The 14,557-nt window shown below is 72.4% G+C and carries 10 protein-coding genes and 3 tRNA genes; 4 read left to right on the forward strand and 9 right to left on the reverse strand.

The features are described from left to right. Positions 1–69 precede the first annotated feature (69 nt). Positions 70–2,700: a family 20 glycosylhydrolase gene (locus tag ASE27_RS16165; RefSeq protein WP_162259237.1), complete on the forward strand. Its 2,631-nt coding sequence runs from the start codon at positions 70–72 to the stop codon at positions 2,698–2,700. A 62-nt stretch (positions 2,701–2,762) separates the two neighbouring features. On the opposite strand, the gene ASE27_RS16170 is transcribed toward ASE27_RS16165, so the two are convergent. Continuing rightward, positions 2,763–2,835: transfer RNA gene (locus ASE27_RS16170), tRNA-Arg, on the reverse strand. A gap of 255 nt (positions 2,836–3,090) precedes the next feature. On the opposite strand from ASE27_RS16170, the gene ASE27_RS16175 reads away from it, so the two are divergent. Further along, positions 3,091–3,834 carry a fumarylacetoacetate hydrolase family protein gene (locus ASE27_RS16175; protein ID WP_056652765.1) on the forward strand — a complete coding sequence of 248 codons (744 nt, stop codon included), beginning with the start codon at positions 3,091–3,093 and terminating at the stop codon, positions 3,832–3,834. 97 nt (positions 3,835–3,931) lie between these two features. Here the strand turns inward: ASE27_RS16175 and ASE27_RS16180 are convergent, their stop codons facing one another. Both ASE27_RS16180 and ASE27_RS16185 read right to left on the reverse strand, forming a co-directional pair. Further along, the gene (locus tag ASE27_RS16180) at positions 3,932–5,185 is read right to left on the reverse strand and encodes a DUF418 domain-containing protein (protein ID WP_082609031.1); all 1,254 of its coding nucleotides are present in this window, start codon (positions 5,183–5,185) and stop codon (positions 3,932–3,934) included. Then, positions 5,182–5,781: a TetR/AcrR family transcriptional regulator gene (locus ASE27_RS16185; protein WP_056652769.1), complete on the reverse strand. Its 600-nt coding sequence runs from the start codon at positions 5,779–5,781 to the stop codon at positions 5,182–5,184. The genes ASE27_RS16180 and ASE27_RS16185 overlap by 4 nt, the downstream gene beginning before the upstream one ends. Positions 5,782–5,958: 177 nt before the next feature. Here ASE27_RS16185 and ASE27_RS16190 point away from each other — a divergent pair, with 177 nt between their 5' ends. Both ASE27_RS16190 and ASE27_RS16195 read left to right on the forward strand, forming a co-directional pair. Continuing rightward, the gene (locus ASE27_RS16190; protein WP_157257671.1) at positions 5,959–6,804 is read left to right on the forward strand and encodes an ABC transporter ATP-binding protein; all 846 of its coding nucleotides are present in this window, start codon (positions 5,959–5,961) and stop codon (positions 6,802–6,804) included. Beyond that, positions 6,801–8,165, forward strand: coding sequence for an FtsX-like permease family protein (locus ASE27_RS16195; RefSeq protein ID WP_056652772.1), 1,365 nt, complete (start codon positions 6,801–6,803; stop codon positions 8,163–8,165). Before ASE27_RS16190 ends, ASE27_RS16195 begins: the two co-directional genes overlap by 4 nt. A 180-nt stretch (positions 8,166–8,345) precedes the next feature. On the opposite strand, the gene ASE27_RS16200 is transcribed toward ASE27_RS16195, so the two are convergent. The 6 genes from ASE27_RS16200 to ASE27_RS20335 all read right to left on the reverse strand — a co-directional run bounded on the left by ASE27_RS16200 (position 8,346) and on the right by ASE27_RS20335 (position 14,296). Further along, positions 8,346–8,434: transfer RNA gene (locus ASE27_RS16200), tRNA-Ser, on the reverse strand. A gap of 193 nt (positions 8,435–8,627) precedes the next feature. Further along, a complete protein-coding gene (locus ASE27_RS16205) occupies positions 8,628–11,267 on the reverse strand; it encodes an MMPL family transporter (protein WP_056652776.1) in 2,640 nt (879 codons plus the stop codon). 41 nt (positions 11,268–11,308) lie between these two features. Beyond that, positions 11,309–11,965, reverse strand: coding sequence for a TetR/AcrR family transcriptional regulator (locus ASE27_RS16210; protein WP_056652778.1), 657 nt, complete (start codon positions 11,963–11,965; stop codon positions 11,309–11,311). A gap of 82 nt (positions 11,966–12,047) precedes the next feature. Beyond that, positions 12,048–13,319 (reverse strand): threonine/serine exporter ThrE family protein, encoded by a 1,272-nt coding sequence (locus ASE27_RS16215; protein WP_082609033.1) that lies wholly within the window; start codon positions 13,317–13,319, stop codon positions 12,048–12,050. Positions 13,320–13,463: 144 nt separating this feature from the next. After that, positions 13,464–13,551: transfer RNA gene (locus ASE27_RS16220), tRNA-Ser, on the reverse strand. Positions 13,552–13,756: 205 nt separating this feature from the next. Further along, positions 13,757–14,296 (reverse strand): ATP/GTP-binding protein, encoded by a 540-nt coding sequence (locus ASE27_RS20335; protein WP_157257694.1) that lies wholly within the window; start codon positions 14,294–14,296, stop codon positions 13,757–13,759. Between the last annotated feature and the right edge of the window lie 261 nt (positions 14,297–14,557).

A 14,557-nucleotide genomic window follows, 5' to 3' on the forward strand; every position in this document is an offset into this window, starting at 1 on the left:
CAGATATTGACATACTGGTCGGGATGGCTGAGGCTCGAAGGGTTCCCGACCGCTCAATGAGGAGTGCCCGTGAGAATCCCGCACCGTGGTCGCGGCGTCGCAGCCGTCGCCGTGACCCTTGCCCTGATCTGTCCTGCCGTGGCGACGACCGCCTGGTCGTCCGCCGCCCCCGCCGCCGCCTCCGAGGACGAGGCACCCCTCGCGCTCGTCCCGAGGCCCGTGAGCCTCGAGCGAGGGCCCGGGTCCGGGTTCCGGCTCGGCCCGACGAGCGTGATCGTCGCTCCCGACGACGCCGCGCCGGTCGGCGAGTACCTCGCCGACCTGCTCCGACCATCCACGGGGTTCTCGTTGCCGGTCTCCGACGTGTCGGCCGCGACCGGCGCGATCACGCTCACCCTGACCGACGCCGCCTCGACGGACCCCGAGGGCTACGAGCTCACCGTCTCCGAGGGGGCCGTCGCGATCGACGCACCTACGGCGGCCGGGCTCTTCCACGGTGTGCAGTCGCTCCGTCAGCTCCTCCCCGCAGCGGTCGAGGCGACCCAGGTGCAGGACGCGGACTGGGTCGTCCCCGCAGTCACCATCGAGGACGAGCCCCGGTTCGAGTACCGCAGCGCGATGCTCGACGTCGCCCGCCGCTTCTACCCCGTCGATGCGGTCAAGCGCTACATCGACCAGATCGCGCTCTACAAGCTCAACACCCTGCACCTGCACCTCACGGACGACCAGGGCTGGCGCATAGCGATCGACGGGCTCCCCGCCCTGACGGAGATCGGTGCCTCGACGCAGAGCGGCTGGGCCCCGGGCAGCAACACGGGTGATCCGTGGTTCTACACCCCTGCGGACTACGCGGAGATCGTCGAGTACGCGGCCTCGCGCTACATCGAGGTCGTCCCCGAGATCGACGGCCCGGGACACACCCTCGCGGCACAGGCGTCCGTCCCGGGCCTCACGTGCGACGGGGTGCCGACCGCGCCGTACTACGGGTTCGACGTGAACCTGCCGATGGTCTGCGCGACCGAGGCCAACTCGGCGAACATCCGCGACTACCTCGAGAAGGTCATCTCCTCGGTCGCCGCGCAGAACCCCGGCCAGTACATCCACCTCGGCGGCGACGAGGTCCCCAACCCGCCGGCGGGCTGGTACGAGGCGTACACGGCCATGGCCAACGAGATCGCGACCGAGCACGGCAAGACGATCGTCGGATGGCACCAGTGGGCACAGGGGGCGACCCTGCCCGCAGGCAGCCTGGTCCAGTACTGGGCCGAGGGGCGCGTCAACCGTCCCAAGATCGGCGTGGGCGCCGAGAGCGCGGACATCCGTGAGGTCCGCGCGGCCCTGGCGGCCGGGGCGCGTGTCGTCGTGTCGCCGGCCGACCGGTCCTACACCGACATGAAGTACAGCTCCTCGACGGCCTACGGCCTCTCGTGGGCCGGCCTCGTCAACCTGCGACGCGCCTACGACTGGGACCCCGTGACGGAGCTCTCGAGCACCGACGGCACGGTCAAGGTCGTGACCGAGGAGCAGGTCGCGGGGGTCGAGGCCTCGCTGTGGGCCGACCGGGCCTACCGCGGGAGCACGAGCCTGCCCACGAGCCACTCCCAGTTCATCCCGGTCGAGCAGTACACCGACCACATGATCTTCCCGCGCATGCCCGCGATCGCCGAGATCGCCTGGTCACCGGCGCAGGACAAGGACTACACCGAGTTCCTCTCCCGCCTCACGCAGCACGACGACCGCTGGGACGCCCTGGGGTACGAGTGGTTCCGCGCGCCCGACGTCGAGTGGGAGCCCGTCGTCCCCGTGGAGCCCGAGCTGGTCCACCACTGGGCCTTCGACGAGACGAGCGGACAGTCGGCCCTGGACGTCGTGACCGGCGTGCGGGCCGCGGTGGACGGCGGCACCTGGACCCCCGGCCAGCTGGGCGGTGCGGTCAGCCTCGACGGCGTGGACGACGGGGTGGCACTCAGCGCCGCTCCCGTGAGCGGACCGTGGACGGTCGCGTCCTGGGTCCGTCGCACGGGCGCCAGGAGCAGCTCCGCCCTGCTCTCGGACACCTCGTCCGGGGTGCGCACCGCGATCAAGCTCGAGCAGTACAAGGCCACGGCCAAGGTCGGGTTCACGCAGCTCGGCGTCGCCGACCATCGGTCCGAGTACGCCACCCCGCTCGACGAGTGGGTGCACCTGACGCTGGTCTCGGACGGCGCGACCATCACGGTCTACGCGGACGGTGCGCAGGTCTCGACCGTCCCGGGTACGGCGACGCTCGGGCTGGCCCAGCTCGGACGGCTCATGAACGCCCCGGGGTGGCCGGGTGCGAGCGACGCGGCGGCCGTCGACGTCGACGACCTGCGGGTCTACACCGGTGCCCTCGACCGGGCCGCGGTCGGTGCGCTCTGGGACGAGGTCTCCCCGGCCCCCGCGACGGTCGAGGTCGACGCGACCACGCGCTGCGTCGCCGGCAGGGTGGTGATCAGCGTCCGTGCGGTCAACGTCGGTGACGTGGCGGTCGACCTCCAGGTCGTGACCGCGGCCGGCAAGAAGTCGTTCAGCGCGGTCGCCCCCGGGGCCGGCGCGCACCAGTCCTTCGCGACCCGTGCCTCGACGATCGAGGCCGGGACCGTGACGGTCACGACGGGCGGGGCGGGGGGCACCGAGAGCGAGGTCACGGCCGGCCACCCGGCGCTGAGCTGCGGCTGACCGAGAGACCAGCGAAAAGCACGAAGGCCAGGAACCTTGCGGTTCCTGGCCTTCGTGTTCTGTGCGCCCGGAGGGATTCGAACCCCCAACCTTCTGATCCGTAGTCAGATGCTCTATCCGTTGAGCTACGGGCGCCTGGCTGTTCGTGATTTCTCTTGAGCAGCCGTCGAGAAGACTACAACGGTTTTCGCTGGATACTCAAACCGATACGCCCTGACCAGCCCCTTCGTGACGCACGACACCTTCCGACGAGGCGCTCGGGCACGCGATCACCGCCCTCGAGTCCCCTCGCGATACGGACGCCCCGTCAGCACATCGGACGTCATACCTCCTGTAGTCTCACGCTCAGCCGGCACGACCGCGCCGACACCGCAGACGGAGGAAACCACCGTGAGACTCGCTCGGATCGCCACCCCCACCGGCCCGCGTCCCGTCGTCCAGGACGGCGACGTCTGGGCCGTGGTCGTCGACCACCACGCCCCCGACCTCGAGCGCACGGGCGAGACCCACCCCGTCGACGGCGCTCGCCTCCTTGCCCCGTGCGAACCGCGCGTCGTGCTCGGCATGGCCCACAACAGCGGTCCCGCAGACCGCCTCGTCCCGCCGCAGGCGTTCACCAAGTCGGCGCGCACCGTGGTCGGCCCGGGCGAGCCAGTCCGCCTCGACCCCGCCGCGGGCAAGGTCGTGGTCGAGGGCGAGCTCGCGCTCGTCATCGCCCGCACGGCCCGTCACCTCACACCCGAGCAGGTCCCCGGCGTGATCCTCGGCTGGACCGTCGGCAACGACGTCACGGCGTACGAGCAGAGCGCGATCGACGACAAGTTCACGCAGTCCAAGAACGGCGACGGCTTCACGCCGCTCGGCCCCTGGATCGAGACCGACCTCGCGGTAGCAGGCGTCGCGGACCTCGCGATCGACGTCCAGGTCGACGGCGCCACGCAGGCCGAGGCGTCGACGTCGGGTCTCGCGTGGGACGTCGTCGAGCAGCTCGTCTACCTGACCTCGCACCTGACGCTCGGTCCGGGCGACGTGGTCCTCACGGGGTCGCCCGGCACGTCGGCGCACGTCGTCCCGGGCCAGACCTCCGCGATCACGATCGAGGGCATCGGGACCCTGACCAACCCGATCGTCTGAGCCGCGAGCCGCGCGGCGGCCCCCGACGGGGGCCGCCACGCGGTGCCACCACGGTGGCCGCCCGCCAAGCCGCCCCCGGCAGCGCCCGCTGCCGACCTCAGCCCCGGGCGCTGAACCACCGTGGCCGCCGGCCGTTCGTGACCCAGCGCAGCCCCCACTCGAGGGGCCCGTACGCGTGCCGTCCGAGCCACCACCGGCTCGCCACGAGCTGGGCCGCGAAGATCGCCGCCACGATCCCGACGACCGCGACGGTCGCCACCCGGTCGACGAGCCCCAGCCCGTAGCCCGTGAAGACGAGGGCGAGCACGAGCGACTGCCCCAGGTAGTTCGTGAGCGCCATGCGCCCGGCCGGGGCGAGCGCGTCACGGACGCTCGCCGCGCGCCGGAACAGCGCCAGGCACCCGACGACGTACGTGGCGGTCAGGAGCGGGGCGGTGAGCTGCCCGACGCCGAACGCGAGCGTCTCGATCCCTCCGCCCGGCGCGTACGTCGCGGCCCAGGCGTAGAAGACCCCGCCCGCGAGCCCTGCCGTGAGCCCGAGCCCCAGCACCCACCGGACTGCCCTGCGCGGAAGCTCGCGAGCGAACAGCTCGCGCCGCCCGGCGGCGAGCCCGAACAGGAACATCGCGAGCGCGCTCGGCCCCTGGAGCAGGACGAGCGACACGAGGATCTCCGTACGGTGTCCCGCGGTGAACGCGAACGTCGCCCCTGCCTCCCCGCCGAACGCCGCCAGCTTCGCGAGCGCCTCGCCCGCCCCTGCACCGGCGGGAGCCGACGGGTAGCCGGACGCGAGCTGGAGGGCTCCGAGCCCGACCCACAGGATCCCCACGGCCGCGAGCAGCACGCTCCCCAGGACCACGGCCCGTCGCGGGGCCAGGTTGCGCGCCACGAGCAGCACGAGGGCGAGCCCCGCGTACACCACCAGGATCTCGCCGTAGTAGAGCGCGACACCATGGACCGCCCCCAGCACCGCGAGCCCCAGGATCCTCCGCAGCATCCGACCCACGAAGGACGCGCCGTCGCGCTCGGCCGAGGCCATCTGGAGCGTGAACGAGTAGCCGAAGAGGAACGAGAACAGCAGGTAGAACTTGGTCTCGAACAGCGCGGCCACCACGAACCGCACGGCGTGATCGAGCGGACCGGCGAACGCGGGGTTGCTGCTCGCCGTCGCGTAGTACGGGTCGGCGAAGGCCCAGACGTTGACCGCGAGGATCCCCAGCAGCGCGAAGGCCCGCAGCGCGTCGACATCGGTGAGCCGTCTCCCCCGAGCCGCACGACCGGCCGGGCTCTCGGCCTCCGGGCCCGCCGACCGGCCCTCGATCGTGCCCCGAGACCCTCGCTCCGGGCTCACGACTCGTCCGCGAGCAGCGCGGTCGCCACGCGCCGCAACGTGGAGCGTTGTGCCAGGGCGTCGAACCCCGGGTCCGCGGCGACGCGCGCGAAGACCCCGTCGACCAGCGCCGCGAGCCACGTCGCCCCCTCCTCGATCGACAGCCTCGTGGCCACCTGCCCGGTCCGGACCCCCGCGGCCAGGAGCTCGGCGAGCGCGTCCCGGAAGGCGCGGTCCCCGGCCTGGAGCCGCTGCTGCACGTCCTCGTCGCGATGGGCCAGCGCGGAGAGCTCGAGCGCGAGACCGGCCGCGGCGGGGTCGGAGGCGAGCCGGCAGACCTCGTCGAGGAGCGCGAGCAACGCGTCCCACGGGTCGTCGGCATGCGCCAGCTCGCCCACCTCGGTCGCGGTGCGCTCGGCGTCCCGGTCGACGACGGCGAGCAGCACGTCGTGCTTGGACGGGAAGTAGTGGAAGAGGTTGCCCGCACTCATGCCCGCCGCTGCGCAGATGTCCGCCGTGCGGGTCGCGTCGTATCCGCGCTCGGCGAAGCAGACCTCCGCGGCGTCCAGCAGCGCAGTCCGCCGAGCGGCGCGCTGCTCCTCGTCGACCGTCCTCATACGTCCCGCCCTTTCTTTGATTGAGTACTCACTCAACAATAACCGGACGCCGAGGAGTCCGGCAACCCCGTACGCCGCGAGGACGGCGACCGGTCCCCCCAGGGCATGACACGCCGTCGGGCAGGTCCCCACCGTGGCCGGACGCGGCGCGCCCCGTCCCCGCCGAAGGATGGGAGCATGACGAACCTCGGCCCTGCCCCCTCGACCGGCTCGCCCCTCGTCGCCTCCGGGCTGACGAAGGTCTACGGCACCGACCACACCGCCACGCACGCCCTCGCGGGCGTCTCCCTCACAGTCTCGCCCGGCGAGTCCGTGGCCATCATGGGCCCCTCGGGCTCGGGCAAGACGACCCTGCTGCACTGCCTCGCGGGCATCATCAAGCCCACGTCGGGCACGGTGTCCTGGCGGGGCGAGGACCTCACGACGCTCAGCGAGGGCCGCCGCACGGCCCTGCGACGCCAGGACTTCGGCTTCGTCTTCCAGTCGGGCCAGCTCCTTCCAGAGCTCCCCGCGGTCGAGAACGCGGCCCTGCCCCTCATGCTCGCCGGCACGCCGCGGGCCGAGGCCACGCAGGTCGCCGCTCGCTGGCTCGCGCACCTGGGTCTGGCCGGCATGGAGCAGCGCCGCCCGGGCGAGCTCTCGGGCGGGCAGGCGCAGCGCGTCGCGATCGCGCGCGCCCTCGTCGGGTCGCCCGGCGTCGTCTTCGCCGACGAGCCGACCGGTGCGCTGGACCAGGCCACGGGCGCCGAGGTCCTCTCGGTCCTCACAGGTGCGGTCCAGGCGTCCGGCGCGGCCCTCGTGGTCGTGACCCACGACGCGGGCGTGGCCCGCTACTGCTCGCGCACGGTCACCATGCGCGACGGGCTCGTGTCGGGCGAGTTCCTCGCGGGAGCCCCCGCGCAGCAGGCGTCTCCGCAGACGCCCGTGCCCGACGCCGCCACGCAGGCAGCCATGGCCGCTCACCCCGCGAACGGGGCCCCGTCCGCAGCGCAGCCCGGACAGGGCCACGAGGCGACGCGATGAGGGCCACGCTCGACCTGTGGTGGCTCCTGCGCCGCCGCAGCTCCGACAGCCGCGACCCCCAGGGCCTGACCAACGTCCTGGCGATCATCGCGTTCGCGACGACGACCGCGATCCTGCTCGTCGTCGTCGGGGGCGTGGGCGCCTTCCTGGGGCGCGCGGGCGGCCTCGACGGCATGACCCGGGGGGTCGAGGCCGACGTGACGTCCTACGACACCCAGTACCCGCTCTTCGCGGCCATCGCCGCGCTCCTGCTCCTCATCCCGCTCGTCACGCTGGGAGGCGCAGCCGCCCGCCTCGCGGTCGCCCGCCGCGACGCGCGCCTCGCGTCGCTGCGCCTCGCGGGAGCGACCACGGGGCAGGTCGCGACCCTCACGGTCCTCGACGCGGCCGCACAGGCCCTCGTGGGGGCCCTCGCGGGCCTGGTCGGCTACGCAGCCCTGCTGCCCCTCGTGGCCCAGCTCCGCTTCCAGGGCCGGACGTTCGCGCTGTCCGAGCTCTGGGTGGGGGTCCCGGCGATGCTGATCGCGGTCGTCGGGGTCGTGCTCGTCGCGCTGGTCTCGGCGGCCGTGTCGCTGCGCCGCGTCGCCATCACGCCGCTCGGCGTCGCCGCGCGCGTGACCCCTCCGGGCCTCAAGGCCGTGCGCCTGGTCAGCACGGGCGTCGCGTTCCTCGCCATGATCGTCGTGACCAACGTGTCGCTCGGGAGCGCGGCCGTGGCGATCACGGTCCTGGTGCTCGTGCTCGTCGCGGGGTTCGCGACGCTCAACGTCGTCGGACCGTTCGTCATCTGGGTCGTCGGTCGGATCACCGCGCACCGCGCTCGGACCGTCCCCACGCTCCTCGCGGGCCGCCGCATCGTCGACTCGCCCAAGACCGCGTGGCGCTCGGTCGGCGGCGTCGCCCTCGCGACGTTCATCGCCGGCATGACGAGCATCTTCGCGCTGTTCGACCCCGGCATGGGAGCCGACCCGGGCGAGGTCCAGTTCCTCACCGACCTCACGACCGGCGGCTTCCTGACGCTCGCGATCGCGGGCGTGCTCGCCGCGGTCTCGACCGGTGTCATGCAGGCTGGCCGCGTGATCGACCAGCGTGGCGAGTACCGCACGCTCACCCTCGCGGGCACCGACCTCAAGACCCTCGACAAGGCGCGGCTGCGCGAGACGGTCATCCCGCTCGTCGCGAGCGTGGGCGTGGCCACGACGGGCGCCCTGATGTTCATGGCGCCGATCGTGGGCCTCAACGCGTTCGCGAACGTGGACGTCGTGCTGCAGTTCCTGCTGTGCGTCGCCGGGGCGTCGGCACTTGTCCTGGCCGGCGCGGCCGCGTCGCGGTTCGTGGTCCGCTCGGCGATGGCGGCCTGAGGCGGGCTGCACCTGAGGGTGCCCGACGGCGGGGCGTACGCTCCGTCGTCGGGCGTTCCGCACGAGCGGGGTGGGGTGGGCGCGCGGGCCGCGCCGGTGGGCCCCTGCGCGCTGGGCGCCCGGTCGCGTCACGGGCGACAGAAAAGGCCCCGGGCCTGACGCAGCCGGGACCTTCCTGAGCGGAGACGGAGGGATTCGAACCCTCGAACGGGTTGCCCCGTTACCACCTTAGCAGGGTGGCGCACTAGACCTGGCTATGCGACGTCTCCTTGCTCGGATGCTAGGCACCGAGCGTCGCAAGGCTACCTTCTCCCGGCACCGTGGAGCAAAACGCGGTCGCCGAGACCCCGCCCGGCGCGTCCTGGCCGCCCGGCCGGGACAGCTCTGACCGAGGCTCGGGAACGAACGGAGCCGCCCTCCTCGTCGCGAGGAGAGCGGCTCCGGTGCCCTGGTCGCGAGGCGTCAGCCCCGCGCGGGTACCTCGTCCTTCTCGACGTCACCGTCCCGCTCGGTGCCCTCGGCGGGGTCGACAGCGCCCTCGGCCGGGTCCTCCGTCGCGGGGTGCGCGTGCGGGTGGCGCCGCTCGAGCGAGGCCCCCTCGACGTCGACGTCGGGCAGGATCTTGTCGAGCCAGCGCGGCAGCCACCACGCCTTGTCGCCCGCGAGGTGCATGAGCGCGGGCACGAGCATCATCCGCACGACGAACGCGTCCACGAGCACGCCGAACGCGAGCGCGAACCCGATCGGCCGGATCATCGCGCTGTGCGAGAAGATGAACCCGCCGAACACCGCGATCATGATGATCGCCGCCGCGGTCACGACCGAGCGCCCTGCCCGGACGCCCTGCACGACCGCGATCCGCGCGGGCGCACCGTGGGCGTACGCCTCACGCATGCCCGAGCCGAGGAAGAGCATGTAGTCCATCGCGAGCCCGAACAGGATCCCGACCAGGATGGTCGGCAGGAAGTTCAGGATCGGGCCCGGGCTCTCGACGCCGAACACACCGCTCAGCCAGCCCCACTGGTAGATCGCGACGACCCCACCGAGCGCCGCGAAGTACGACAGGATGAAGCCGAGCGTCGCGATGACCGGCACGAAGATCGACCGGAACACCAGGACCAGGATGATGAGCGAGAGGCCGACGACCACCGCGAGGTAGACCGGCAGCGCGGACTCGAGCTTCTCCGAGATGTCGACGTTGCCGCTCGCCGAGCCGGCCACCCCGATCTCGTACGTCCCGTCGATGGGCGACATGTCGCGCAGCGTGTGCACGAGCTCCTCGGTCGACTCGCTCGTGGGTCCCTCGCGGGGCACCACCTGGAACGCGGCGACCGTGCCGTCCTCGGACGTGCCGATCGGCGCGACCGCCACGACGTCCTCCTGGTCGAACAGCACCTGGGCGATCTCCACCTGGGCCGTCATCGAGTCGACCGCAGCCTCGGCCTCAGACCCTGCCTCGACGGCCGGCAGGTCGGCCACCACGAGCAGCGTCCCGTTCTGGCCCTCGCCGAACTTCTCGGCCAGGGTCGCGTACGCCTGGTACTGCGACGAGTCGTGCGGCTCGGTCGAGCCGTCGGGCAGGTTCACCCGGAGGTCGAGCGCCGGCAGCGCGACGAGCAGGAGCCCTGCGACGCCGACGACGACGCGCACGACGGCCCACCCGGTCGACATGGGACGGACGGGGGTCGCAGAGGCTGCGGCAGGGGCTGCGACAGCCGCTCCCCCGGTCCCCGTGCTCGACTCGAGCTGTGCGCGCTCCTTCGTGCTGAGGATCCGCAGACCCACGAGGCCCAGCAGGGCGGGCGTGAGCGTGACTGCGATGAGGACCGCGATCGCGATGCACAGCGCGCCGACCGTGCCCATGAGCCCCAGGAACGGGATGCCGGTGACGTTGAGGGCCAGCAGCGCGACGAGCACCGTGGTCCCCGCGAACACCACGGCGTTGCCCGAGGTCCCGTTCGCGAGCGCGATCGACTCGTGCAGCTCGTCGCCCGCCTTGAGCTGGCGGCGGTGCCGGTTGACGATGAAGAGCGAGTAGTCGATACCGACGGCCAGGCCCAGCATGAGCCCGAGCACGGGGGTCACGGACGCCATCTCGACGACGCCGGACAGGGACAGCGCCCCCAGCGCGCCGATGCCCACGCCGATGAGGGCCGTGAGGATCGGCAGGCCCGCACCGATGAGCGTGCCCAGCATGATGACCAGGACGACCGCGGCGACCAGGAGGCCCACGATCTCGCCGGCGCCGATGATGCTCGGCGCGCCCATGGTCATGTCGGACGAGAGGTCGATCTGCAGCCCCTCGGGAGCGTCCGCGAAGACGTCGACGAGCGCGTCCTTGGTCTCCTGCGGGATCTCCATCTGCGGGTCGGTGAACGAGACCATGACGATCGCCGCGCTGCCGTCCTCCGAGACCATGCGGATCTCCGAGGCCATGTCGAGGAGCGTGGCCCCCTGCTCGAGCTGGGCCTCCTGCTCCTCGAGCGTCGCGCGGCCGTCGTCGAGCGTCGTCTGCTGCGTGGCGAGCGCCGCGAGCCCCTCGTCGAGAGCGGACTGCTGGGCGTCGAGCTGCGGCTGGACCTGCGCGAGCATGCCCGCAGCCTCGGCCTGGGCGCGCGCGGCGTCGAGCTGGGCCTGGCCCGCCTCGAGCTGCTCACGACCCGCGTCGAGCTGCGCCTGCCCGGCGTCGAGCTGCGCTCGGCCGTCCTCGATCTGGGTGCGGCCCGACTCGACCTGCTGCGCCTGGGCCGCGCGGTCCGCCTCGGTCTGGAAGGGGTCCATGACCGTGGTGACGCCGTCGACCGCAGCGGCCTCGGCGACCAGTCCGGCGACGGCCTCTTCCTGCTCGGCCGTGAAGGGCTCACCGTCCTCGGTCTGGACGACGACGGTGCCCGTGCCGCCCGAGGCGTCGGGGAAGTCGCTCTGGAGCCGGTCGGTGACCTCGGCCGTCGGGGTGCCGGGGATCGAGAACGTGGTCGCGAGCGTGCCCGCGCCGAGCGCGAAAGCGACGCCCGCCGCGACGAGGACCGCGAGCCACGCGACGAGGACCGTCCGTGCTCGGCGCGCCGACCAGCGGCCGACGCGATAGAGGAATTCAGCCATGGGAGTCCTTCGGTTGCGCGCGAGTACGCGGTGAACAGGAGTCAGCGGGTGCGGCGCGACGACGCGACCGAGGCGTGCCCGGTCCGTGTCGCGTCGAGGAGCCGTTCGAGAAGGGCCGACCAGGTCTCGCGGGAGTCGACGTCGTCGACCGCCCCCGTGACCTCGACCCAGTGGAGATAGATCACGATGAGCCCGCTCATGACCGAGCCGACGAGCAGCTCGACGTCGAACGGGTCGGCCTCGGGATGGCTCGAGGCCAGTCCCGTCGTGAGGCGCGTGCTGACCTCGGCGAACACCTTGATGAGGGTCAACGCGCGGCGGGGAGAGGGGCCGCCCTCGTCCCCGAGCACCCGCGTCAGGTAGGTCAGCGGGGTCACGAAGTCGGTCGCCCGCAGGGCGTCGGCGACCTCGTCGAGCAGCGCCGCGTCCGCGTGGGCGGGGTCCGCGCTCGTCGAGAGCGCGTCGAGGCGGCCGAGCGCCGCACCGACGACCTCGCTGCAGACCTCGGTCACGACGTCGTCGAGCGAGGCGAAGTGGTTGAACACCGTGCGTCGCGAGACGTCCGCCCGTGCCGCGAGCTCGTCGACCGAGAAGGCCGTGCCGCCCGACTCGCCGATCAGGGCCGCCGCTGCGTCCACGATCGCGCGCCGGTGGCGCGCCTTGAGAGCAGCACGACGATCTCCGGTGGCGATGGACATGCTCCTACGCTAAGTGCATCGATGCACTCGGTGCAACGAGCCCGGTGAGGGACCTGTGAAGCAATCGGGCCGACTCGGGCCCCTACCGCTCGAACGTCCAGTTCTTGTCGGTGAGCATGCGCGCGACCGCGAGCCCGATCGACAGCGCGATGATGACGAGCCCGGCCTCCACGGTCGAGGCCAGCGCGTCGACCGTGGCCCCGCTGTTGAACTGGTACACCGCCCGGTAGGCCGTGACACCAGGCACCATGATCACCACGGCGGGCACGGACAGCGTGATGCGGGGAACGTTCATCGCCGGGGCGATGTAGGCCGCGAGGACGCCGACGACGAGCGCGGTCGCCGCAGCGGCGGCCTGCGACGCGAAGCCCGCGTCGATCATCAGGAGACGACCCACGTTGGCGACCATGCCGATCGACGCCGCGCCCACTGCCATCTTCCAGGGGCTGTTGAACATCAGCGCGAAGCCGAGGACGCCCGCGAAGCTGGCCAGGAGACGGAGCGCGAGGAACAGGGTGTCGTCGAGCGCGGGCGGCGGCAGCCGGTCCGGTTGGAGGCCCGCGATCGCGGACACCGCCCATACCGCGAGTGCCGCCGACGCCAGGATCATCAGCGCGTAGGTCATGCGCGCGATCCCGGCCGAGAAGTCCAGCTTGGCCAGGTCAAGAGCCGCCGTCACGAGCGCGAACCCGGGCACCAGGAACAGGACCGCGGACACGTAGCCGGCCTCGTGCCCGCCGGAGAGCCCCAGCACGTTCTCGAAGGCCAGGACGACCAGCAGGTACGCGGACGCCGCCACGGTCGCCGCGAGCATCGTCGTGCCGAACTGGTTGATCCCCTTGTGCAGCATGGCCCGGCGCACCATCTGCCCCAGGAACGCGCCGACGAACACCGCGCCGCACTCGATCACGCCGCCGTTGTTGAGGAACGCGAACGCCGCACACGCGATCGCCGCCCACAGGGCGTTGAGGAACGCGCCGTAGAGCAGGGGCTTGGCGGCGATCCGTTGGAGCTCCGCGTCGACCTCGGCGGCCGTGACGTGCTCGGGCAGGTCTCCGACGTACGACTCGAGCTCCGACAGGCGGTCCGAGTTGATGCCGACCGCACGGACCTCGGAGACCTCGGTGCGGAAGTTCCGGTCGCGGTAGGACGTGGCGGTGATCTCGGTGAGCGTCACGTGGGCAGCGGTACGGTCCAGTCCCAGGGCCCGCCCCACCCGCGTCATGTGGGACTTCACGCGGTAGCTGCCGGTCCCCGCGGAGAGCGCGAGGCGCCCGACCCGCAGAACCGTGCCGGACTGTCGGACGAGCTCGCTCGGTCCCAGGCCCGGCTCGTCGGTCGCTTCTGCTGTCACCCCGTCATGATGTCCCGTCCGTCCCCCCGGTGCACCCACGGGCGACCCGGTGAGACGGACCGGTCCACGCGTCCGGCGCGCCACCGAGCCCCTGCGACGAGGAGAGGCCCCGGTCCGCACGTGCGGTCCGGGGCCTCTCGTCGGTGGCGGAGGGCGAGGGATTCGAACCCCCGGTTGCTTGCGCAACAACGGTTTTCAAGACCGTCACATTAGGCCGCTCTGTCAGCCCTCCTGGGATGCTCCGACGCACATTCTGGCACGTCCGGGCACCTGCCGGCGCTGCCCGGCACCGACCGGGCGCTGGTGCGAGCGCCGGCGGGCACGGTCGCGATGACCTCGAGAGTCTCGACCCGGCACGACGACGGCGGGTCACCCTGGGAAGGGAACCCGCCGCCGTACTGCGATCGTCGGGCCGTCGGGCCCGCGCGAGGAACGCGTCAGGCCGCGCCCGAGCGCAGCTGGCGCATCGCGAGCTGGACGAGCGAGATCAGCGTCTGCTTGGTCGCCGCACGCGAACGAGCGTCGGTGTAGAGCATGGGCACGTGCGCGGGGATCTGCAGCGCCTCGCGGACGTCCTCGAGCTTGTGCTTGGCGACGCCGTCGAAGCAGTTGACACCCACGACGAACGGGATGCCACGCGACTCGAAGTAGTCGATCGCCGGGAAGCACTGCTCCAGGCGGTCCGTGTCCACGAGCACCACGGCGCCGATCGCGCCGCGCACCAGGTCGTCCCACATGAAGAGGAAGCGGTCCTGGCCCGGCGTGCCGAACAGGTAGAGCCACAGCGAGCCCGGGAGCTCGATGCGACCGAAGTCCATCGCGACCGTGGTCGTCATCTTGCGGTCGCTCACGCCACCCGCGTCGTCGACCCCCACCGAGTGCTCCGTCATCGCGGCCTCGGTGTTGAGCGGCTCGATGTCCGAGATGGAGCCGATGAACGTCGTCTTGCCCACGGCGAAGCCGCCCGCGACGACGATCTTGACGACCGTCGGCGCGGTCCGCGTCGCCTGAGGGGCGGCCGCAGGAGCTGCCGCGGGAGCGGCGGGAGCGGCGACGGGCTGAGCAGCCACCGGCTGCTGGGCCGCCGGGGCGGGCGCCTGCTGCACTGGCGGGGTCTGGTGGACCGTCGGCGCCTGCTGCGCGGCGACCGGGGCAGGGCTCTGCGGCGAGGGCGCCGGAGCCGCTGCCGCCTGCGGGCTCAGCACGCTCTGGCGGACCGGGGCCGCCGACTGCGCAGC

Origin of the sequence: Oerskovia sp. Root918, assembly GCF_001428945.1 — a bacterium.
Lineage (GTDB): Bacteria > Actinomycetota > Actinomycetes > Actinomycetales > Cellulomonadaceae > Oerskovia > Oerskovia enterophila.